Source organism: Sphingomonas sp. SP6 (assembly GCF_058313435.1).
Genome location: NZ_JBZFLG010000001.1, coordinates 792,223 through 810,814 on the forward strand (window position 1 = coordinate 792,223; position 18,592 = coordinate 810,814).

Sequence of the window (18,592 nt, forward strand, 5' to 3'; positions counted from 1 at the left end):
ACGAATTGCCGGAAGCGATCAGGGGCGATCGCCGAACGCCTTGCGCTGCGCCTGCGACGCGCGGTCCCACCAGGCGCGCGCGATCACGACGCGGATGCGCGCCGGATCGGCGCCGCCGTAACGGACAAGCAGACCCGGCCAACCCTCATAATGAGGGGTCTGCCAGAAGGTGTCGGGATCGGTCTCGATCAGGACAGCCTTCTCCTCATGACTGGCGACGACGTGGAAGCTTCCTCCTTCGTGCCCGGCCGAGACGATCAGCTTGCCGCGGACCTTGACCGCGGGCTGGCGGTAGGAGGTCGACAGCTCCGTGTCCGGCAGCGTCAGCGCGAATGCGGCGACCTCGTCCCAGGTTGCGAGCCGATCAGCCACGGCGGTCGCGCCTCAGCTCGTCCCAATAGGCCAGCCGCTCGGCGATCCGCTTCTCGAAGCCGCGCTCGGTCGGCTCGTAGAAGGTCTGCGGCGGCAGTTCGGCGGGCCAGTAGTTCGCACCCGAGAAGCCGCCGTCCGCATCGTGATCGTATTCGTAGCCCTGGCCATAGCCGAGATCGCGCATCAGCTTGGTGGGCGCGTTGAGGATGTTGTCGGGGGGCTGGAGGCTGCCGGTCTCCTTCGCGGTCCGCCACGCCGCCTTCTGCGCGGCATAAGCGGCGTTCGATTTGGGGGCGGTGGCGAGGTAGAGGCAGGCCTGGGCGATCGCGAGTTCGCCTTCGGGCGAGCCGAGGAAGTCGTAGGTATCCTTGGCGGCGATGCACTGGACCAGCGCCTGCGGGTCGGCGAGGCCGACGTCCTCCACCGCTGCGCGGGTCAGGCGGCGGAGCAGGTAGAGCGGCTCCTCGCCCGCGGTCAGCATCCGCGCGAGATAGTAGAGCGCCGCCTGCGGGTCCGAGCCGCGGATCGATTTGTGGAGCGCCGAGATGAGGTTGTAATGCCCCTCGCGATCCTTGTCGTACACCGCGACCCGGCGCTGGAGGAAAGCCGACAGGCCGGCCGGGTCGAGCGGCTCGTTCAACCCGACCGAGAACAGGGTCTCCGCCTGGTTGAGCAGGAAACGCCCGTCGCCGTCCGCGCTCGCGACCAGAGCCTCGCGGGCGGAGGCGTCGAGGGGGAGGGGGCGCTCCTCCAAGACCTCGGCGCGTTCCAGCAGCAGTTCGAGTGCGTCGTGATCGAGCCGGCGGAGCACCAGGACCTGCGCGCGGCTGAGCAGCGCCGCGTTGAGTTCGAACGACGGATTCTCGGTCGTCGCGCCGATCAGCGTCACCGTCCCGTCCTCGACATAAGGAAGGAAGCCGTCCTGCTGCGCGCGGTTGAAACGATGGATCTCGTCCACGAACAGGAGGGTCCGCTTGCCGATGCGGGCGTGGTCGCGCGCCTCGGCGAAGGCCTTCTTGAGATCGGCGACGCCAGAGAAGACGGCGCTGATCTGCACGAAGCGCAGGCCGACCGCGTCGGCAAGCAGCCGTGCGATCGTTGTCTTGCCGGTGCCGGGCGGTCCCCACAGCACCATCGACGACAGCTTGCCCGCTGCCACCATCCGGCCGATCGCGCCTTCTGGTCCGGTCAGATGCTCCTGCCCCACGACCTCGGCCAGTGCGTGCGGGCGCAGCCGGTCGGCGAGGGGCGAAGCGGCGCGCGGCGCGGGATCGACGGCGGCGGGCTCCAGTGCGGTGAACAGGTCGGGCATCGCCGGTTAAGATAGGGGTCGGGGAATTTTTTCGCAGCAGGGATTGTCGTTCCGCTATCAAGATATATCTCCATGCTATCGTGATGTAGAAAGGACCGACGATGTTTCACCACCATATGCATGGCCGCAGCTGCGGCTCCGCCCGCACCGGCGGCTGGTCGCGGGGCAGCTGGGGTTCCGGCCCTTGGGGCGCGCAGGACGGCGGCCGCAGCCGGCGGATGTTCGACGGCGGCGAGCTCCGGCTCGTGCTGCTCAAGCTGATCGCCGACGAGCCGCGCCACGGCTACGACCTGATCCGCGCGATCGAGGAGCTGACCGGCGGGCAATATGCGCCGAGCCCCGGCGTGGTGTATCCGACGCTGTCGATGCTCGCCGAGATGGGGCTGATCGCCGAGCAGCCCTCGACGGACAGCCGCAAGCGCTTTGCCGTTACCCCCGAAGGCACGATGCACCTCGAGGAGAATCGCGAGCAGGTCGAGGCGCTGATGGCGCGGCTGGAAGGGGTCGGCGCCGAGGCGAAACGCCCCGACGGCGCGCCGATCCGCCGGGCGATGGGCAATCTCTCGATCGCGCTCAAGGAGCGGCTGTCACGCGGCGATTTCTCGCAGGACACGCTCCACGACGTCGCCGCGTTGATCGACGAGGTCGCGCAGAAGATCGAGCGGCTCCGGTAAGCCGTCGCTCAGGCGTGCGTCTCCAGGAGCGCCCGCCACGCCGCCAACGCCGCCGCGTTCGCCCGGTCCCACCGGTAGTGCGCGGCGGCCTCGTGTCCGGCCTTGCCCATGGCGTGGCGCAGCGCCGGATCGCGGACGATCCGCGCGATCGCATCGGCATAGGCCGCGATGTCGCGCGGGGGGACGAGGAAGCCGGTTAGCCCCTCCTCGACGAGATCGACCGCCCCCGTCGCGCGCGCGGCGACCACCGGCACCCCCGCGGCCATCGCTTCGGTCGTGACGTTGCCGAACGTCTCAGTGACGCTGGGATTGAAGAACACGTCCATCGCCGCCACCGCGCGGCCGAGGTCGTCGCCCGACTGGAAGCCGGTGAACACCGCCTTCGGCACCTGCGCCGCGAACCAGTCGCGCGCCGGGCCCTCGCCGACGACGAGGATGCGGTGCGCGACGCCGCGTCGCGCCAGCTCGCAGGCGACCGCGGCGAAGACGTCGAGCCCCTTCTCCTTCACCAGCCGGCCGAGGAAGCCGACCACCATGTCGCCGTCGCCGATCCCGAGCGATCGCCGCCAGGCGAGATCGCGGCGATCAGGGGTGAACCGATCGTGGTCGATCCCGCGCGACCAGATGCTGGTCGGAGTGGTCACGCCCCAGTCGCGCAGCAGCGCCGCGATGCTGGGGCTGGGCACGAGCACCCGGTCGACGCGGTTGTAGAAGCGGGTGAGCAATCGGATCAGCAGCGGTTCGACGAACCCGATCCCGTAGTAACGCGGATAGGTCTCGAACCGGGTGTGGAGCGACGCCACGACGGGCAGACCACGTGCCCGCGCCCAGGTGACCGCGCGGTGGCCCAGGATCTCGGGCGCGGAAACGTGAACCAGTTCGGGCGAGAAGCGGTCCAGGTCGACCCGGATCTGCGACGGCAGACCGCGCGCGATCTTGTACTCGCCGCGGCCGCCGATCATCGGCACCGCGGGGACGTCGACGAGGTCGCCGGTCGGCGCGAACGCGGGGTTCGGCACCGTCGGCGAATAGACCCGCATCGCGAAGCAGTCCGCCAGCGCCGCGCCGACCAGCCGGTTGAGCGCCTGGTTCGCGCCGTCGCGGACGTAATTGTAGTTGCCGCTGAACAGCGCGACGCGAGGCTTGGCCATACGGATGCGGGTAGGCGGGGATCGGAGCGGACGCTAGCCCGCCACCTCGCCCGTCCGGCGCACCCGCCGGATCCGCGGCTCGCGCTCGAGCTCCGCCTCGCGGCGGATCGCGGTGCGCAGCTCGTCGCGCTTCTCGTGGATCGAGGCGATGACGGGTCCCATCGCGACGCCCAGATCGACCAGCACCGCCTCCGACAGCTGGAGCGAGCTTTCGAGCGTCTCCGGCACCGCGTCGGTCACCCCGGCGCGATAGAGTTCGGCGGCGTGACGCGGATCGCGCGCCCGGGCGACGATGGTCAGGTCGGGCGCGCTCGCCCGGACCCGCCGCGCGAGCCGCACCGAGAGCACCGGATCGTCCATCGTCAGCACCAGCGCGCGCGCGGAGCCGAGATCGAGCCGGTCGATCAGCTCGCCGCGCGAGGCGTCGCCGAAGATCACCGGATGCGCCGCGGCGCGCGCCGACTTGACCGAATCGACGTCGGCCTCGACCGCGACATAGGGCTGGCCGTGGGCGGCGAGCATCTCCGCGACCATCCGTCCGACCCGGCCGAAGCCGATGATCACCGTCCGCCCGTCCTCCGCCGGGGCCGCGATGTCCTCGCCGTCACCGATCTCGATCCGCCGCGAGACGAGCGTGCCGAGCTTGGCGAGCAGCGGCGTGATCGTCAGCCCGACCGCGGTCACCGTCTGCCAGAAGGCTGCGGTCGGCGCGAGGATCAGCCCCGCCTGGGCGGCCGTCGCGAGCACGATCAGCGTCGTCTCCGACGGGCTCGCCATCAACAGCCCGGTTTCGGCGGCGACGCCGCGGCGGACGTCGGCGACGCGGAGCAGCAGGAAGGTCACGATCGTCTTCACCGCGACGACACCTGCCACCGCCGCCAGCAGCGTCGGCCAACTCTCGACGATCGAGCGCAGGTCGACGCTCATCCCCACCGTGATCAGGAACACGCCGAGCGCCAGGCCCTTGAAGGGCGCGGTCATTACCTCGACCTCGGTGTGATAATCGGTCTCGGCGATCAGCAGCCCGGCGAGCAGCGCGCCGACGATCGGCGACAGCCCGGCGGCGGTGGTCGCGACGGACGCGACGATCACCACCAGCAGCGACGCGGCGAGGAACAGCTCGGGACTCTTCGTCCGCGCGGCCTGCCCGAACAGCCGCGAGAGGACGACCTTGCCGACCAGGTAGAGCGCGGCGACCGTCAGCAGGCCGCGCAGCGCCGTCGCGCCGACCTCGGCCAGCCCGCCCCCGGCGTTCGGGGCCATCGCGCCGAGTGCGAAGATGATCGGGACGAGCGCCAGGTCCTCGAACAGCAGCATCGCGAAGGCGGCGCGCCCGACCGGGCTGGTCGTCCCGACCAGCGGCAGCACCAGCGCGGTCGAGGAGAGCGACACCGCCAGCCCGAGCCCGATCGCGCCGGGCCAGCTCTGCCCGATCAGATGGAACGCGACGCCCATGATCGCCGCCGATCCGATCAGTTCGGCTGCGCCGGTGCCGAACACCAGCCGCCGCATGGTCCACAACCGCTTGAACGACAGTTCCAGCCCGATTGAGAACAGGAGCAGGATGATCCCGAACTCGGCGAACGGCTCGATCGCGTGCGGCTCGGAGATCGTGAAGTAATACAGCCACGGCGCCGCGCCGACGAGCCGGCCGAGCCCGAACGGCCCGACCAGCATCCCGACCAGGATGAAGCCGATCACCGGGCTGATCCGGAAGCGCGCAAAGGCGGGGATCACGATCCCCGCCGCGCCCAGGATCACCAGCGCGTCGGAAAAGCCGGGATTGTCGAGCCGCATCGCCATCACCGGCCACCTTGGCGGGGCGGGCCGGCTTTGTCAGCGACGTTTCGTTGCGGCGGGCAGCGCGCGGCGGGGCTCAGGCCCAGGTCGCCATCTTCGTCTCGAGGTTCGCGCGCACCGCCTCGAAGAACTGCTCGGTCGTCATCCACTTCTGGTCGGGGCCGATCAGGATCGCCAGGTCCTTGGTCATGTCGCCGTTCTCGACCGTTTCGATGCAGACGCGCTCCAGCTCCTCGGCGAAGCGGGTGACGTCGGGCGTGTCGTCGAACTTGCCGCGGTACTTGAGGCCGCCGGTCCAGGCGAAGATCGAGGCGATCGGGTTGGTCGAGGTGGCCTTGCCCTGCTGGTGCTGGCGGAAGTGGCGGGTGACGGTGCCATGCGCGGCCTCGGCCTCGATCGTCTTGCCGTCGGGGGTCATCAGCACCGAGGTCATCAGCCCGAGCGAGCCGAAGCCCTGCGCGACCTGATCCGACTGGACGTCGCCGTCGTAGTTCTTGCACGCCCAGACGAACTCGCCATGCCACTTGAGCGCGCTGGCGACCATGTCGTCGATCAGCCGGTGCTCGTAGACGATGTTCGCGGCCTTGAAGGCGTCCTTGAACTCGGCCTCGAACACCTCGGCGAAGATGTCCTTGAAGCGCCCGTCATAGGCCTTGAGGATCGTGTTCTTGGTGCTGAGGTAGAGCGGCCAGCCGCGGCCGAGCGAGTAGTTCATCGACGCGCGGGCGAAGTCGCGGATCGATTCCTCCAGGTTGTACATCCCCATCGCGACGCCGGCGGCGGGGAAGTCGAACACCTCGTGCTCGATCCGCTGGCCGTCCTCGCCTTCCCAGGTCATCGTGAGCTTGCCCTTGCCGGGCACGACGAAGTCGGTCGCCTTATACTGGTCGCCGAAGGCGTGGCGGCCGACGACGATCGGGTGGGTCCAGCCGGGGATCAGGCGAGGGACGTTGCGGATCACGATGGGCTCGCGGAAGATCACCCCGCCCAGGATGTTGCGGATCGTGCCATTGGGCGACTTCCACATCTTCTTGAGGCCGAACTCCTCGACGCGCGCCTCGTCCGGCGTGATCGTCGCGCACTTCACCGCGACGCCGTACTTCTGGGTCGCGAGCGCACTGTCGACGGTCACCTTGTCGTCCGTCGCGTCACGATGCTCGATGCCGAGATCGTAATAGTCGAGGTCGATGTCGAGATACGGCTTGATCAGGCGCTCGCGAATCCACTCCCAGATGATGCGGGTCATCTCGTCGCCGTCGATCTCGACGACAGGGGTCTTCACCTGAATCTTGGCCATGCGATCGTGTCCTTGGGGGGAGGGATTGGGGAGCCGATAGGGGAGGGTCGATGCCGGATCAACGGGGCTCGCCCGTTGTCACGCCGGAGCGGGAGGGTTAGACCGCATCATGGCCTCACTCGAAAAACCGCCGCAGGTCGGCGGCGTGCCCGTCACCTCGACCGTCAAGTGGCGCTTCCCCGCGATGCATCCGGAAGGGCGCAAATACGTCGCGATCGCCGGGGCGGTCGCGCTCATCTCGCTGCCGGTGTGGAAGGTCCTGTTCTGGCCGCTGGTCGGGCTCGCGATCTGGGTCGCCGCCTTCTTCCGCGATCCCGTTCGCACCACCCCGGTCGGCGACGACCTGATCGTCGCCCCCGCCGACGGGCTGGTGACGATGATCCAGCGGATGCCCGTGCCGCGCGAGATCGCGGCGGAACTGGGAGGCGGCGGCGAGCGCGTGCGGGTGTCGATGTTCATGAGCGTGTTCGACGTCCACATCAATCGCACCCCGATTGCCGGCGTGATCCGCCAGGTCGTCTACATCTCCGGCAAGTTCCTGAACGCCGATCTCGATAAGGCGTCCGAGGAGAACGAGCGTCAGCATTTCGTGGTCGAGGGGCATACGGGCCGCCGCGTCGGCTTCACCCAGATCGCCGGGCTGGTCGCGCGGCGGATCGTCACCTTCGCCAAGCCCGGAGACATGGTCGCGGCGGGGCAGCGGGTCGGGCTGATCCGGTTCGGCAGCCGCGTCGACGTCTATCTGCCCGACGATTGCGTCTGTCAGGTCGCGCTCGGCCAGCGGACGATCGCGGGAGAGACCGTGATCGGGCGGGTCGGCGGCGCGCCGGTCTCCGGCCTGTCGCAATGAGCCTGCGGCCGCGCCGCGTTCCCCGCGGCCTGCCGCTCCGCGCCGTCGCGCCCAATGCGGTGACCGCGCTCGCGCTCTGTTCCGGGTTGTCGGGCATCCGCTTCGCGATTGACGAGAAATGGTGGGTCGCGGTGACGATGGTGCTGGTCGCGGGCGTGCTCGACGGGCTCGACGGCCGGGTGGCGCGGATGCTTCACGGCGAGAGTCGGTTCGGGGCCGAGCTCGATTCGCTGTCGGACGCGATCAGCTTCGGGGTGTCGCCGGCGCTGATCCTGTTCCTCTGGTCGACGCGCGAGCTGCCGCGGTTCGGCTGGATCGCCGCGCTGCTGCTGGCGGTGTTCTGCGCGCTCCGCCTCGCGCGGTTCAACGCGGCGATCGACGCCGACGATCAGCCGCACAAGTCGGCGGGCTTCCTGACCGGGGTTCCCGCCCCGGCGGGTGCCAGCCTCGCACTGCTGCCGATGTTCGCGTGGCTGGCAACCGACGAACAATTATGGTGGCTACGCTCGCCCTATCTCGTCGCGCCGTGGATGGTCGTCGTCGCCGGACTGATGGTCTCGAACCTCGCCACCTGGTCCTGGACCTCGCTGCGTCTGCGTCGCACGGTCCGGTTCGAGGCGATCCTGATCGTCGTGGCGGTCGGCGCGGCGGCGGTGTCCGCACCCTGGCACACCGCGACGGGACTGTGCGTCGCCTATCTGCTGGCGATGCCGTTCAGCGTCTTGAGCTACGCCCGGGTCAAGCGGCTTCGCGCAGGCGGGCAACTGCCGGCCGCGGCTCCGCCGACCAGCGCCTGACCGCGATCCGCCGCTCGGCGTGAACCAGCTTCTCGAACGACGTCAATTCCGGACCTCCCACGACGAGAGCGTCACGAATCTTCGACAGATTCGGCTTGACCGTCGCGACGATCGCATAACCGGAGGCTGCCGCCGCTCCGACGAAAATCAAAGAATCTAGCACCATCAACATCTTGCATCTCCCTGAGTCGCGGGACTCAGACGAATCCGCAACCCTTGCTGACCCAAACTGTTCCCGTAATTACGCCAGCGAAACGGGTGTACCGTCGGCTCTCAAGGGCAATTCGCCGCAAGAAGCACTAAGTTCCCGCTTCGTTCCACGCCCTTGTTCCACTTCTGTTCGGCGACGTCAATGGTTGCGCGGAAAAAAGATTTGCGGTAGCGCCGCGCCCTCAATCCCTCATGGGAGGCATCGAAAACCGGTGCGCCGGCCTTTCAGGCCATGCGTCATCCGCCTCCCAGCGGCTCAACCGGAAAGGAATACGACCATGGCGGCACCTGTCGTCACCATGCAGCAGCTCATCGAGACCGGCGCGCACTTCGGCCACCAGACCCACCGCTGGAACCCGAAGATGAAGCCGTATCTTTTCGGCGACCGCAACGGCGTCCACATCATCGACCTGTCGCAGACCGTGCCGCTGTTCGCGCGCGCGCTCGAGTTCGTCAGTTCCACCGTCGCCTCGGGCGGCAAGGTCCTGTTCGTCGGCACCAAGCGCCAGGCGCAGGAGCCGATCGCCGATTCCGCGCGCCGCGCCGGGCAGCATTTCGTCAACCATCGCTGGCTGGGCGGGATGCTCACCAACTGGAAGACGATCTCCAATTCGATCAAGCGCATGAAGGCGCTTGAGGAGCAGCTGTCGGGCAACACCGCCGGTCTCACCAAGAAGGAGGTGCTGAACCTCACGCGCGAGCACGACAAGCTCGAGAACTCGCTCGGCGGCATCCGCGACATGGGCGGTGTTCCCGACGTCATGTTCGTGATCGACGCGAACAAGGAGGAACTCGCGATCAAGGAAGCCAACACGCTCGGTATCCCGGTCGTGGCCATCCTCGATTCGAACGTCTCGCCCGACGGCATCGCCTTCCCGGTGCCGGCGAACGACGACGCCGCGCGCGCGATCCGGCTCTATTGCGAGGCCATCGCCATCGCCGCGACCCGTGGCGGCCAGGAACAGCAGTCGCGTCGCGGCCACGACATCGGTGCGATGGCCGAACCGCCGGTCGAGGAAGCGCTGACCGTCGAGCCGGAGGCCGCTGCGGTCACCACCGCCGGCGCCGCCGATGCGGACATCGCCGCCGAGCTGGCGGCCGAGGGCGAGCGCCAGATCGACGCCTGATCGTCGCTGAAACGTCATGCGGGCGGGGCAGGGCGATTTGGCCCCGCCCCGCCCGCACCCATATTCGAACCATCTCATGTGAAGGACTGAAACGATGGCCGAGATCACGGCAGCGATGGTCAAGGACCTGCGCGAGAAGAGCGGCGCCGGCATGATGGACTGCAAGAAGGCGCTGAACGAGACCGGCGGCGAGATGAACGCCGCGATGGACTGGCTGCGGACCAAGGGTCTCGCCGCCGCCGCCAAGAAGTCGAGCCGCACCGCGGCCGAGGGTCTGGTCGGTGTCGAGGTCAGCGGCACGAGGGGCGCCGCGGTCGAGGTCAATTCGGAGACGGACTTCGTCGCCAAGAACGATCAGTTCCAGGCGTTCGTCCGCGACGTGACCTCGGTCGCGCTCGAGATGGGCGACGATCTGGCGGTCATCAAGGCGGCTTCGCTCGGCGAGCGGACCGTCGAGGAGACGCTGACCAACAACATCGCGACGATCGGCGAGAACCAGTCGCTGCGCCGCGCGCGTCGGCTGGAAGTGTCGAAGGGCGCGGTGGTGGGCTATGTCCACAACCAGCAGGCCCCCGGCATGGGCAAGATCGGCGTGCTCGTCGCGCTCGAGAGCGAGGCACCCGCCGAGGTGCTCCAGACGCTCGGCAAGCAGCTGGCGATGCACGTCGCCGCGGCTTTCCCGAAGGCGCTGCTCGAGGACCAGCTCGACGAGGGCGAGATCGAGCGCGAGCGCGCGATCGCGACCGAGAAGGCCGGCGAGAGCGGCAAGCCCGCCGACATCATCGCGAAGATGGTCGAGGGCACGATCGCCAAGTACCGCAAGGAGCATGCGCTGGTCAGCCAGCTGTTCGTGATGGACGGCAAGACCAAGATCAGCGACGTCGTCACCAAGGCGGGCAAGGACGCGGGCGCCGAGATCAAGCTGGTCGACTACGTCCGCTTCCAGCTGGGCGAGGGGATCGAGAAGGAAGCGTCCGACTTCGCCGCCGAAGTCGCGGCCGCCTCGGGCGTTCCGCAGAAGAAGGAGCCCGAGCCGACCGCGTGAGCAGGTCGCGCTTCGGACGAGACAGCGAGGGCCTTGGCGCGAGCCGGGGCCCCTTTCCCTTTCGCGATCACCACCCGAGCGAGCGAAGCGCCTCCACCACTTGCGGTCGCAATTGCCACTCGTAATGCGCGACGTCCGGCTCGCGCATCACGGACTCGAGAAAGGATGTCTGGGGGAACTCCTTGTCGAGGGCCGGATCGCGCGCAATCGCTGCCGTCCAGATCTCGCTACCGTCGTCGCGCCGCGGAGGCGTGAAGCCGATTTCCTGTGCAACACGGTAGCCGAGCTTTCCGTAATGAAGATTCGCTCCCTCATATCCCGAATAGCCGGCCGCCTGGGCCAGCTTGGTCGCCGATAGGAGGTAGTCAGGCGCGGCAAAGTGGGCGCGGAGCATCGCGACATAGGCGGGGGGCAGGTCGGGAAGCAGGACGACGAACGCATCGCGGTAAACCTCCGCGGCCAGCGCTCCTTCATCGTCGTACCCGTCGGTTGCGCGCCGATCTAGTTCGTCGAGAAGAATCTTTAGCGACTTCACTGCCGCTTCGAGCGTCGCTCCGCTCGCTTGGGTGACTAGGAGCTTGCGACGATAGGCGTTCGCCTGGAACATTCCCGAGCGCGGGCCGGCCCTGATAAGATAGCGCCCGTATTCCTCGCTGATGAACGGCATCGTCGTCTCCTCGTTCTGATCCGTGATGCATGCCTCAGTTTGGGCATTCAAGCGCGCGATCGCCGCTTTGTCCGAGTTCGATGCCACCCGCAGCAGGCCGGCAGTGATCGTTTCACCGGATCGCCGCGATATGGTCGAGGAAGGCGCGGAGCGGCGGCGGCACCAGTCGCCGCCCCGAATAATAGAGGAACGGACCGGAGAACGCCTCCCACCAGTCCTCCAGCACCGGCTTGAGCGCACCGCTGGCGAGATGCGGGCGCAACCAGTCCTCGAACAGGTTGATCACCCTGACGCCCGCGATCGCCGCGTCGAGCGCAAGGTCGAACGCGGACACCTGCACGGTCAGCGGCCCGGTCGGCTCGACGCGCGCCGCCTCGCCATCGCGCTCGAATTCCCACGGGGTCGCACGCCGCCCGCCCTCGAAGGTGCCGAGGATGCAGGAATGGTCCAGGAGGTCGCGCGGATGCCGGGGGTAGCCGTGTGCGACGAGATATGAGGGCGCCGCCGCGGTCGCCATGCGCTGGATTCGCGGGCCGATCGGGACGGCGATCATATCCTGCTCCAACCGCTCGTCGTAGCGGATCCCGGCGTCGCACCCCGACGCCACGACATCGACGAAGCTGTCCTCGGCCACCACGTCGAGCCGGATCTCGGGATAAGCGGCGAGGAAGCCCGGCACGATCGCGGGCAGCACCAGCCGGGCCGCGCTGATCGGGACGTTGAGCCGCAGCGTGCCCGCCGGACGCCCGCTCCGTTCCCCGGCCACCTCGAGCGCCGCCTCGACCTCGCCTAGCGCCGGAGTGATCCGGGCAAGCAGCTCGGCGCCCGCCTCGGTCGGCGAGACGCTGCGCGTCGTGCGATGGAGCAGGCGGACGCCGAGCCGGGCCTCAAGGCGGCGCACCGCTGCGCTCAACGCGGACGCGCTGCCGCCGCTCGCCCGCGCCGCGTCGCGGAATCCCCTTGCCTTGGCAACCGTAAGGAAAGCGTCGAGATCACCGAGCTCCGCGCGCATTGTCCGTCCTTCCGCACGGCCTGTGCGGGATCGCACCGATTATCGGCACGATCGCGGTCCCCTAGATCAGGAGGCGAAGGAGACCAACATGCGCACGATCGACAACGCCGGGCTGTTCACCCTCGGCGACCGCACAGTAAACCGGATGGGCTACGGAGCGATGCAGCTCGCCGGGCCGGGTGTGTTCGGGCCGCCGCGCGATCCGGATGGGGCGCGCGCCGTGCTCCGCGCCGCGGTCGAGGCCGGAGTGAATCACATCGACACCAGCGATTTCTATGGCCCGCACGTCGTCAATCGGCTGATCCGCGAAGCGCTCTCGCCCTATCCCGACGATCTCGTCCTCGTCAGCAAGGTCGGCGCACGCCGCGGCGACGACGCCTCATGGCTGCCGGCGCAGTCGCCCGACGAGCTCCGCGCCGCGGTCCACGACAATCTTCGCAATCTCGGGGTCGGGGCGATCGATGTCGTCAACCTGCGCGTGATGGGCGATGTCCACGCGCCAAGCGAGGGCTCGATCGCAGCGCAGTTCGAGACGCTCGCCGACCTTCGCGAGCAGGGTCTGATCCGCCATCTCGGTCTCAGCAATGCGACCGCCGCGCAGGTCCGCGAAGCGCAGGGGATCGCGCCGGTGATCTGCGTCCAGAACCAGTATAATCTCGCCCATCGCGGGGACGACGCGCTGATCGATGCGCTGGCGGGGCAGGGGGTGGCCTATGTCCCGTTCTTCCCGCTCGGCGGCTTCACCCCGCTTCAGTCGGATGCGCTGTCGCACGTCGCGGCAAGCCTCGGTCACACCCCGATGCAGGTGGCGCTCGCCTGGCTGCTGCGACGCTCGCCCAATCTCCTGCTGATCCCGGGGACGTCGTCGGTCGCGCATCTGCGCGAAAACCTGGCGGCGGCCGGGCTCGATCTGCCCGAGGCGGCGATCGCGACATTGGACCGGATCGGGGGCTGACAAAGGTTGCGGGGGATACCGCCCCCGCCTAAGGTCCGCGGCGCTCCCGAACCGACGGACCCGAATGACTCCCCGCACCTACAAACGCATCCTCCTGAAACTCTCGGGCGAGGTCCTGATGGGGGAGGGCGGGCTGTCGATCGACCCCGCCGTCACCGCGCGCGTCGCGGGTGAGATCGCCGACGTGAAGGCGCAAGGGTACGAGCTGTGCGTCGTCGTCGGCGGCGGCAACATCTTCCGCGGACTCGCGGCCGCGGCGAAGGGGTTCGAGCGCGCGACCGCGGATTACATGGGCATGCTCGCGACGGTGATGAACGCGCTCGCGGTGCAGAACGCGCTCGAGCAGATCGGCATCGATACGCGCGTCCAGTCGGCGATCTCGATGGACGAGGTGTGCGAGCCGGTGATCCGGAGGCGCGCCGAGCGGCATTTGGAGAAGGGCCGCGTCGTGATCTTCGCCGCCGGCGTCGGCTCGCCCTATTTCACGACCGACAGCGGCGCGGCGCTCCGCGCCGCCGAGATGAAGTGCGACGCGCTCTTCAAGGGCACCAGCGTCGACGGCGTCTACAGCGCCGATCCCAAGAAGGACCCGAGCGCGCGCCGCTTCGAGACCGTGAGCTATTCGACGGTCCTCGCCGAGGACCTGAAGGTCATGGACGCGAGCGCGGTGGCGCTGTGCCGCGACAACAACATCCCGATCGTCGTCTTCAACATCCGCGAACACGGCAACTTCGCCGCGGTGCTGCGCGGCGAGGGGACATCAACGGTCGTTCAGCAGCAGGAGACGATCGATGCCGGCGTATGACAAGGCGGATTTGGAGCGCCGGATGGCGGGCGCGGTGGAGTCGCTCAAGAGCGATCTCGGCGGTCTCAGGACCGGGCGCGCCTCGACGTCGCTGCTCGATCCGGTGATGGTCACCGTTTACGGTGCGAACATGCCGCTCAACCAGGTGGCGACCGTCAGCGTGCCCGAGCCGCGGATGATCTCGGTCCAGGTCTGGGACAAGCAGAATGTCGGCCCGGTCGAAAAGGCGATCCGTTCGGCGGGGCTGGGCCTCAATCCGATCAACGACGGCAATACCTTGCGCCTGCCGATCCCCGATCTGACCGAGGAGCGCCGCAAGGAGCTGGCGAAGCTCGCGGGCTCGTACGCGGAAAAGGCGAAGATCGCCGTGCGCAACGTCCGCCGCGACGGCATGGACGCGCTCAAGACCGACGAGAAGAAGGGTGTGTTCGGCGAAGACGAGCGCAAGCGCCACGAGGCCGAGGTCCAGAAGCTGACCGACGCGACGATCACCGAGGTCGATGCGGTGGCGAGCGCGAAGGAAAAGGAGATCATGGGGAAGTGAAGCGCGAACAGCGTCAGCTGTTCGGCTCGTGCCGGGGGCACGAGCGGCGCTTCGCTCGGAGGGGCGGCGCCACCGCATGAGCACCGCCCCCGCCTTCGCCGACCCGGGCGCCGCGCTCCCACGCCACGTCGCCATCATCATGGACGGCAACGGCCGCTGGGCGAAGAAGCGATTCCTGCCGCGCGCCGCCGGACACCGCGCGGGCGTGGAGGCGGTGCGCCGGGTGAGCCGCGCCGCGCGCGCGCTCGGGATCGAGGCGCTCACGCTCTACGCCTTCTCGAGCGAGAATTGGCGGCGGCCGGAGGCGGAGATCGGCGATCTCATGGGGCTGCTGAAGCTCTACATCCGCGCCGACATCGCCGAACTCGTCGCCGACAACGTCCGACTGCGGATCCTGGGCGACTACCGCCGCTTCCCGGCGGACGTGGTGGCGCTGCTCGACGATTCGCTGGCGCGGACCGCGGCGAACACCGGGCCGATCCTGGCGATCGCGCTCAACTACGGCGCGCAGGCCGAACTCGCCGGCGTGGCGCAGCGGCTCGCGCTGCGTGCGGTGGCCGGGGAGATCGACCCCGCCGCGATCGATGCCGAGACGATCGAGGCGGAGCTGGAGACCCGCGAGCTGCCGCCGCTCGATCTCATGATCCGCACCTCGGGCGAGCAGCGGCTGTCGAACTTCCTGCTTTGGCAGTCCGCTTATGCCGAACTGCTGTTCGTCGACACGCTCTGGCCCGATTACGGCCCGGACGAGCTGCGTGCCGCCGTCGAGTCGTTCGCGCGGCGGCAGCGGCGGTACGGCGGCCTGTGACCGGTAAGCGATCGAGCGAGCTCGCGGTCCGCACGCTGGCGGGCGCGGCGATGATCGCGGTCGCATTGGCGGCGGTGATCCTGGGCGGCGTCGCCTTCTGGCTGCTGATGGTCGTCGTCGCGCTGTTGATGATGGCAGAATGGGCGGACCTCCAGAACGTGCCGCTGCGCCACAAGCGGCTCGCCCAATATGCGCTGTCCGTCCCGCTCGCGATCACCGCACCCGCGTCGCTGGTCCTCCAGATCCACGATTTCTTCACGCTGGGGCTGCTCGCCGGAGCGGCGTTCTTCGTGGTGATCGTCACCCGCACGCCGCGGCTCGCTCTGGGTCTGCTCTATTGCGGGCTGCCGGTGATCGCGCTGATGATCTGCCGGCGTCAGCACCTGGGCAACGAGGGGATCGTGTACACCCTCTGGGCGCTGGCGCTCGTCTGGGCGACCGATATCGGTGCCTATTTCGCCGGCCGCGCGATCGGCGGGCCCAAGCTCGCGCCGCGGCTCAGCCCGAACAAGACCTGGGCCGGGCTGGTCGGCGGCGTCGTTCTGGCGAGCGCGTTCGGTGCGGTCCTGCACGCCCGCTACGGCTTGCCGCTCCGCATGACCCTCGCCACCCCGGTGCTCGCGGTATTGGCGCAGGGGGGCGATCTGTACGAGAGCTGGCTCAAGCGCCGTGCGGGCGTGAAGGATTCCGGGACGATCCTGCCGGGCCATGGCGGGCTGATGGACCGGCTCGACGGCCTGGTCCCGGTCGCGCCCGCGGCGGCGCTGCTGGTGGTTCTGCCGCACCTCTATGGACTGATCGGACGATGAAGACCGTCACCATATTGGGGGCGACCGGCTCGGTCGGAACCTCGACCCTCGATCTGGTCGAGCGTGCGCCCGATCGGTTCCGGGTCGTCGCGCTGACCGCCAATTGCGACGTCGCCAAGCTCGCTGCCGCGGCCATCCGCACGCGGGCCGAGCGCGCCGTCGTCGCCGACGAGCGCTGCCTGCCCGGGCTCCGCGATGCGCTCGCCGGCACGGGGATCGCGGCCGGGGGCGGCGCCGATGCGGTGTGCGAGGCGGCGGCGATGGGAGCAGACGTCACCGTCGCCGCGATCGTCGGCACCGCCGGGCTGAAGCCCGCGCTGGCGGCGGTCGAGCAGGGCGGCATCCTCGCGCTCGCCAACAAGGAGGCGCTGGTCTCCGCGGGCGAGGTGATGAAGCAGGCGGTCATGCGCCACGCCGCGACCCTCCTTCCGGTCGACAGCGAACATTCGGCGATCTTCCAATGCCTGGAGCCCCGCCACGCCGCCCGCATCCGCCGCATCATCCTGACCGCGAGCGGAGGACCGTTCCGCGACCGCGCGTTCGCCGACATGCGCGCGATCACCCCGGCGCAGGCGGTCGCCCACCCCAACTGGTCGATGGGCGCCAAGATCAGCGTCGACAGTGCCACCATGTTCAACAAGGGCCTCGAGCTGATCGAGGCGTTCCACCTGTTTCCGGTCGAGGCCGCGCAGATCGAGATCGTCGTCCACCGCCAGTCGGTCATCCACTCGATGGTCGAATATGTCGACGGCTCGACGCTGGCGCAGCTCGGCACCCCCGACATGCGCACGCCCATCGCCTGCGCGCTCGCCTGGCCCGATCGGATGACGACGCCCGGCGAACCGCTCGATCTCGTCAAGGTCGGTCGGCTCGATTTCGAAGCGCCCGATCCGGTCCGGTTCCCGGCGCTCCGCCTGGCGCGGGCGGCGGTCGAGGCAGGGGGCGCACGGCCGGCGATCCTCAACGCCGCCAACGAGGTGGCGGTCGCCGCGTTCCTGGGCGGCCGGGTCGGCTTCCTCGAAATCGCCGCAATCGTCGAGGATACGCTGACGCGCTACGATCCGCCCGCGCCGGCGACGCTCGACGCGGTGTTCGCGGTCGATGCCGAGGCGAGGGCGCTGGCGTCGGAGCGGGTAGAGGAAGGCGTCGCTTGATCCAGAGTCCGGGCCTGCTGCTGACCGTCCTCGCCTTCGCTTTGGTGATCGGGCCGCTCGTCTTCATCCACGAGCTGGGCCATTATCTCGCCGGCCGGATGTTCGGGGTGAAGGCCGACACCTTCGCGATCGGCTTCGGCCGCGAGGTGGCGGGCTGGACCGACCGGCGTGGGACACGGTGGAAGGTCGGCTGGCTGCCGCTTGGCGGCTACGTCAAGTTCGCAGGCGACATGAACGCGGTGTCGCAGCCCTCCCCGGAGTGGCTGGCGCTTCCGGCCGAGGAGCGCAACGCCACGTTCCAGGCGAAGTCCGTCTGGCAGCGTGCGATCATCGTCGCCGCCGGGCCGGTCGTGAACTTCGTCGCCGCGATCCTGATCCTGACCGGCTTCGCGCTCGCTTACGGCGACGGGCGGACCCCGGCGACCGTCGGCCGGGCGGTGCCGGGGACGGTCGCGGCGAGGATCGGTCTGCAGGCGGGTGACCGCATCGTGTCGCTCGGCGGACGCCCGATCGACACGTTCGACGACATGGTCCGCTACGTGAAGATCCGTGCCGGCGAGCCGGTCCGGATCGATTATCGGCGCGGCGACGTGACCGCGTCGGTCGGCGCGAAGATCGGGACGCTCGAGCAGCGGGATCGCTTCGGCAACGTCTACCGGGTGGGGCTGCTCGGGATCGCGCCGCCCAAGCCGGTGATCGTTCCCGTCGGCGTCTTCGAGGCGCCGGTCGTCGCGATCCGCCGGACGGGCGAGATCGTGTCGATGATGGTCGAGACGATCGGCCAGGTCGTCACCGGCCGGCGCTCGATGCGCGATCTCGGCGGTCCGCTGCAAATTGCGAAGGTGTCGGGCGAGCAGATCACGCTCGGCCCGGACGCCTTCGTCTTCCTCATCGCGCTCGTGTCGATCAATCTGGGGTTCATCAACCTGTTGCCAGTGCCGATGCTCGACGGAGGGCACCTGATGTTCTACGCGATCGAGGCGGCGCGGCGGAAGCCGGTTCCGCCGGAGGCGCAGGAATGGGCGTATCGCGGCGGCTTCGCGGCGATCGTCGCGCTGATGCTGGTGGTGACCTTCAACGATCTCGGCAATCTCGGGCTCTGGCGCGGGCTCGCCGGGCTGGTCGGGGCGGCGGGTTGATCGCGGCTGGCTTGATCGGGTTCGGCGGTTAGGGCAGGGGCGGCCCGCAGGGCGCGTGTTGGTT

Annotated in this window: 20 protein-coding genes; 12 read left to right on the forward strand and 8 right to left on the reverse strand. The window is 68.9% G+C overall.

Annotated elements, in window-relative coordinates; translation table 11 throughout:
• Positions 1 to 18: 18 nt before the first annotated feature.
• Both AC4GYY_RS03885 and AC4GYY_RS03890 read right to left on the reverse strand, forming a co-directional pair.
• Positions 19 to 372 carry an MmcQ/YjbR family DNA-binding protein gene (locus AC4GYY_RS03885; protein WP_491118909.1) on the reverse strand — a complete coding sequence of 118 codons (354 nt, stop codon included), beginning with the start codon at positions 370 to 372 and terminating at the stop codon, positions 19 to 21.
• On the reverse strand, positions 365 to 1,684 hold the full coding sequence (locus AC4GYY_RS03890; protein ID WP_491118910.1) for a replication-associated recombination protein A: 1,320 nt from the start codon (positions 1,682 to 1,684) through the stop codon (positions 365 to 367). Before AC4GYY_RS03890 ends, AC4GYY_RS03885 begins: the two co-directional genes overlap by 8 nt.
• 101 nt (positions 1,685 to 1,785) lie before the next feature.
• On the opposite strand from AC4GYY_RS03890, the gene AC4GYY_RS03895 reads away from it, so the two are divergent.
• Entirely contained in the window at positions 1,786 to 2,358 is a 573-nt protein-coding gene (locus tag AC4GYY_RS03895) for a PadR family transcriptional regulator (RefSeq protein ID WP_491118911.1), read from the forward strand.
• An 8-nt stretch (positions 2,359 to 2,366) separates the two neighbouring features.
• Here the strand turns inward: AC4GYY_RS03895 and AC4GYY_RS03900 are convergent, their stop codons facing one another.
• The 3 genes from AC4GYY_RS03900 to AC4GYY_RS03910 form a co-directional block, all read right to left on the reverse strand.
• The gene (locus AC4GYY_RS03900) at positions 2,367 to 3,509 is read right to left on the reverse strand and encodes a glycosyltransferase family 4 protein (protein WP_491118912.1); all 1,143 of its coding nucleotides are present in this window, start codon (positions 3,507 to 3,509) and stop codon (positions 2,367 to 2,369) included.
• A 33-nt stretch (positions 3,510 to 3,542) separates the two neighbouring features.
• Entirely contained in the window at positions 3,543 to 5,312 is a 1,770-nt protein-coding gene (locus AC4GYY_RS03905; protein WP_491118913.1) for a cation:proton antiporter domain-containing protein, read from the reverse strand.
• A gap of 73 nt (positions 5,313 to 5,385) precedes the next feature.
• Positions 5,386 to 6,606 carry an NADP-dependent isocitrate dehydrogenase gene (locus AC4GYY_RS03910; RefSeq protein ID WP_491118914.1) on the reverse strand — a complete coding sequence of 407 codons (1,221 nt, stop codon included), beginning with the start codon at positions 6,604 to 6,606 and terminating at the stop codon, positions 5,386 to 5,388.
• Positions 6,607 to 6,715: 109 nt separating this feature from the next.
• On the opposite strand from AC4GYY_RS03910, the gene AC4GYY_RS03915 reads away from it, so the two are divergent.
• Together AC4GYY_RS03915 and AC4GYY_RS03920 are read left to right on the forward strand one after the other, a co-directional pair.
• Complete coding sequence (locus AC4GYY_RS03915) at positions 6,716 to 7,456, forward strand: phosphatidylserine decarboxylase (protein WP_491118915.1); 741 nt, start codon at positions 6,716 to 6,718, stop codon at positions 7,454 to 7,456.
• A complete protein-coding gene (locus AC4GYY_RS03920; protein WP_491118916.1) occupies positions 7,453 to 8,253 on the forward strand; it encodes a CDP-alcohol phosphatidyltransferase family protein in 801 nt (266 codons plus the stop codon). The genes AC4GYY_RS03915 and AC4GYY_RS03920 overlap by 4 nt, the downstream gene beginning before the upstream one ends.
• Here the strand turns inward: AC4GYY_RS03920 and AC4GYY_RS03925 are convergent.
• Positions 8,195 to 8,425, reverse strand: coding sequence for a hypothetical protein (locus tag AC4GYY_RS03925; RefSeq protein WP_491118917.1), 231 nt, complete (start codon positions 8,423 to 8,425; stop codon positions 8,195 to 8,197). The two genes, AC4GYY_RS03920 and AC4GYY_RS03925, sit on opposite strands and share 59 nt — an antisense overlap.
• 316 nt (positions 8,426 to 8,741) lie before the next feature.
• Here AC4GYY_RS03925 and rpsB point away from each other — a divergent pair, with 316 nt between their 5' ends.
• Positions 8,742 to 9,590, forward strand: a complete 849-nt coding sequence (rpsB, locus tag AC4GYY_RS03930) for a 30S ribosomal protein S2 (protein ID WP_491118918.1) — start codon at positions 8,742 to 8,744, stop codon at positions 9,588 to 9,590.
• 94 nt (positions 9,591 to 9,684) lie between these two features.
• Positions 9,685 to 10,635, forward strand: a complete 951-nt coding sequence (gene tsf / locus AC4GYY_RS03935) for a translation elongation factor Ts (protein ID WP_491118919.1) — start codon at positions 9,685 to 9,687, stop codon at positions 10,633 to 10,635.
• Positions 10,636 to 10,702: 67 nt separating this feature from the next.
• Here the strand turns inward: tsf and AC4GYY_RS03940 are convergent, their stop codons facing one another.
• Both AC4GYY_RS03940 and AC4GYY_RS03945 read right to left on the reverse strand, forming a co-directional pair.
• On the reverse strand, positions 10,703 to 11,302 hold the full coding sequence (locus AC4GYY_RS03940; RefSeq protein ID WP_491118920.1) for a hypothetical protein: 600 nt from the start codon (positions 11,300 to 11,302) through the stop codon (positions 10,703 to 10,705).
• 112 nt (positions 11,303 to 11,414) lie between these two features.
• Positions 11,415 to 12,314, reverse strand: a complete 900-nt coding sequence (locus AC4GYY_RS03945; RefSeq protein ID WP_491118921.1) for a LysR family transcriptional regulator — start codon at positions 12,312 to 12,314, stop codon at positions 11,415 to 11,417.
• Positions 12,315 to 12,402: 88 nt separating this feature from the next.
• Here AC4GYY_RS03945 and AC4GYY_RS03950 point away from each other — a divergent pair, with 88 nt between their 5' ends.
• The 7 genes from AC4GYY_RS03950 to AC4GYY_RS03980 all read left to right on the forward strand — a co-directional run bounded on the left by AC4GYY_RS03950 (position 12,403) and on the right by AC4GYY_RS03980 (position 18,528).
• Complete coding sequence (locus tag AC4GYY_RS03950; RefSeq protein WP_491118922.1) at positions 12,403 to 13,269, forward strand: aldo/keto reductase family oxidoreductase; 867 nt, start codon at positions 12,403 to 12,405, stop codon at positions 13,267 to 13,269.
• A 64-nt stretch (positions 13,270 to 13,333) separates the two neighbouring features.
• Positions 13,334 to 14,074: a UMP kinase gene (gene pyrH, locus AC4GYY_RS03955; protein WP_491118923.1), complete on the forward strand. Its 741-nt coding sequence runs from the start codon at positions 13,334 to 13,336 to the stop codon at positions 14,072 to 14,074.
• Entirely contained in the window at positions 14,061 to 14,618 is a 558-nt protein-coding gene (frr, locus tag AC4GYY_RS03960; protein WP_491118924.1) for a ribosome recycling factor, read from the forward strand. The genes pyrH and frr overlap by 14 nt, the downstream gene beginning before the upstream one ends.
• 76 nt (positions 14,619 to 14,694) lie before the next feature.
• Complete coding sequence (locus AC4GYY_RS03965) at positions 14,695 to 15,426, forward strand: isoprenyl transferase (protein WP_491118925.1); 732 nt, start codon at positions 14,695 to 14,697, stop codon at positions 15,424 to 15,426.
• Positions 15,423 to 16,235, forward strand: a complete 813-nt coding sequence (locus tag AC4GYY_RS03970) for a phosphatidate cytidylyltransferase (RefSeq protein ID WP_491118926.1) — start codon at positions 15,423 to 15,425, stop codon at positions 16,233 to 16,235. The genes AC4GYY_RS03965 and AC4GYY_RS03970 overlap by 4 nt, the downstream gene beginning before the upstream one ends.
• Positions 16,232 to 17,389: a 1-deoxy-D-xylulose-5-phosphate reductoisomerase gene (dxr, locus tag AC4GYY_RS03975; protein ID WP_491118927.1), complete on the forward strand. Its 1,158-nt coding sequence runs from the start codon at positions 16,232 to 16,234 to the stop codon at positions 17,387 to 17,389. Before AC4GYY_RS03970 ends, dxr begins: the two co-directional genes overlap by 4 nt.
• Positions 17,386 to 18,528 carry a M50 family metallopeptidase gene (locus AC4GYY_RS03980; protein ID WP_491118928.1) on the forward strand — a complete coding sequence of 381 codons (1,143 nt, stop codon included), beginning with the start codon at positions 17,386 to 17,388 and terminating at the stop codon, positions 18,526 to 18,528. Before dxr ends, AC4GYY_RS03980 begins: the two co-directional genes overlap by 4 nt.
• Positions 18,529 to 18,592 lie beyond the last annotated feature (64 nt).

Coding starts and splice junctions, on each gene's coding strand:
- AC4GYY_RS03890 (WP_491118910.1), bottom strand. CDS start 1,684: ATGCCCGACCTGTTCACCGCACTGGAGCCCGCCGCCGTCGATCCCGCG.
- AC4GYY_RS03895 (WP_491118911.1), top strand. CDS start 1,786: ATGTTTCACCACCATATGCATGGCCGCAGCTGCGGCTCCGCCCGCACC.
- AC4GYY_RS03900 (WP_491118912.1), bottom strand. CDS start 3,509: ATGGCCAAGCCTCGCGTCGCGCTGTTCAGCGGCAACTACAATTACGTC.
- AC4GYY_RS03905 (WP_491118913.1), bottom strand. CDS start 5,312: ATGGCGATGCGGCTCGACAATCCCGGCTTTTCCGACGCGCTGGTGATC.
- AC4GYY_RS03910 (WP_491118914.1), bottom strand. CDS start 6,606: ATGGCCAAGATTCAGGTGAAGACCCCTGTCGTCGAGATCGACGGCGAC.
- AC4GYY_RS03915 (WP_491118915.1), top strand. CDS start 6,716: ATGGCCTCACTCGAAAAACCGCCGCAGGTCGGCGGCGTGCCCGTCACC.
- AC4GYY_RS03920 (WP_491118916.1), top strand. CDS start 7,453: ATGAGCCTGCGGCCGCGCCGCGTTCCCCGCGGCCTGCCGCTCCGCGCC.
- AC4GYY_RS03925 (WP_491118917.1), bottom strand. CDS start 8,425: ATGTTGATGGTGCTAGATTCTTTGATTTTCGTCGGAGCGGCGGCAGCC.
- rpsB (WP_491118918.1), top strand. CDS start 8,742: ATGGCGGCACCTGTCGTCACCATGCAGCAGCTCATCGAGACCGGCGCG.
- tsf (WP_491118919.1), top strand. CDS start 9,685: ATGGCCGAGATCACGGCAGCGATGGTCAAGGACCTGCGCGAGAAGAGC.
- AC4GYY_RS03940 (WP_491118920.1), bottom strand. CDS start 11,302: ATGCCGTTCATCAGCGAGGAATACGGGCGCTATCTTATCAGGGCCGGC.
- AC4GYY_RS03945 (WP_491118921.1), bottom strand. CDS start 12,314: ATGCGCGCGGAGCTCGGTGATCTCGACGCTTTCCTTACGGTTGCCAAG.
- AC4GYY_RS03950 (WP_491118922.1), top strand. CDS start 12,403: ATGCGCACGATCGACAACGCCGGGCTGTTCACCCTCGGCGACCGCACA.
- pyrH (WP_491118923.1), top strand. CDS start 13,334: ATGACTCCCCGCACCTACAAACGCATCCTCCTGAAACTCTCGGGCGAG.
- frr (WP_491118924.1), top strand. CDS start 14,061: ATGCCGGCGTATGACAAGGCGGATTTGGAGCGCCGGATGGCGGGCGCG.
- AC4GYY_RS03965 (WP_491118925.1), top strand. CDS start 14,695: ATGAGCACCGCCCCCGCCTTCGCCGACCCGGGCGCCGCGCTCCCACGC.
- dxr (WP_491118927.1), top strand. CDS start 16,232: ATGAAGACCGTCACCATATTGGGGGCGACCGGCTCGGTCGGAACCTCG.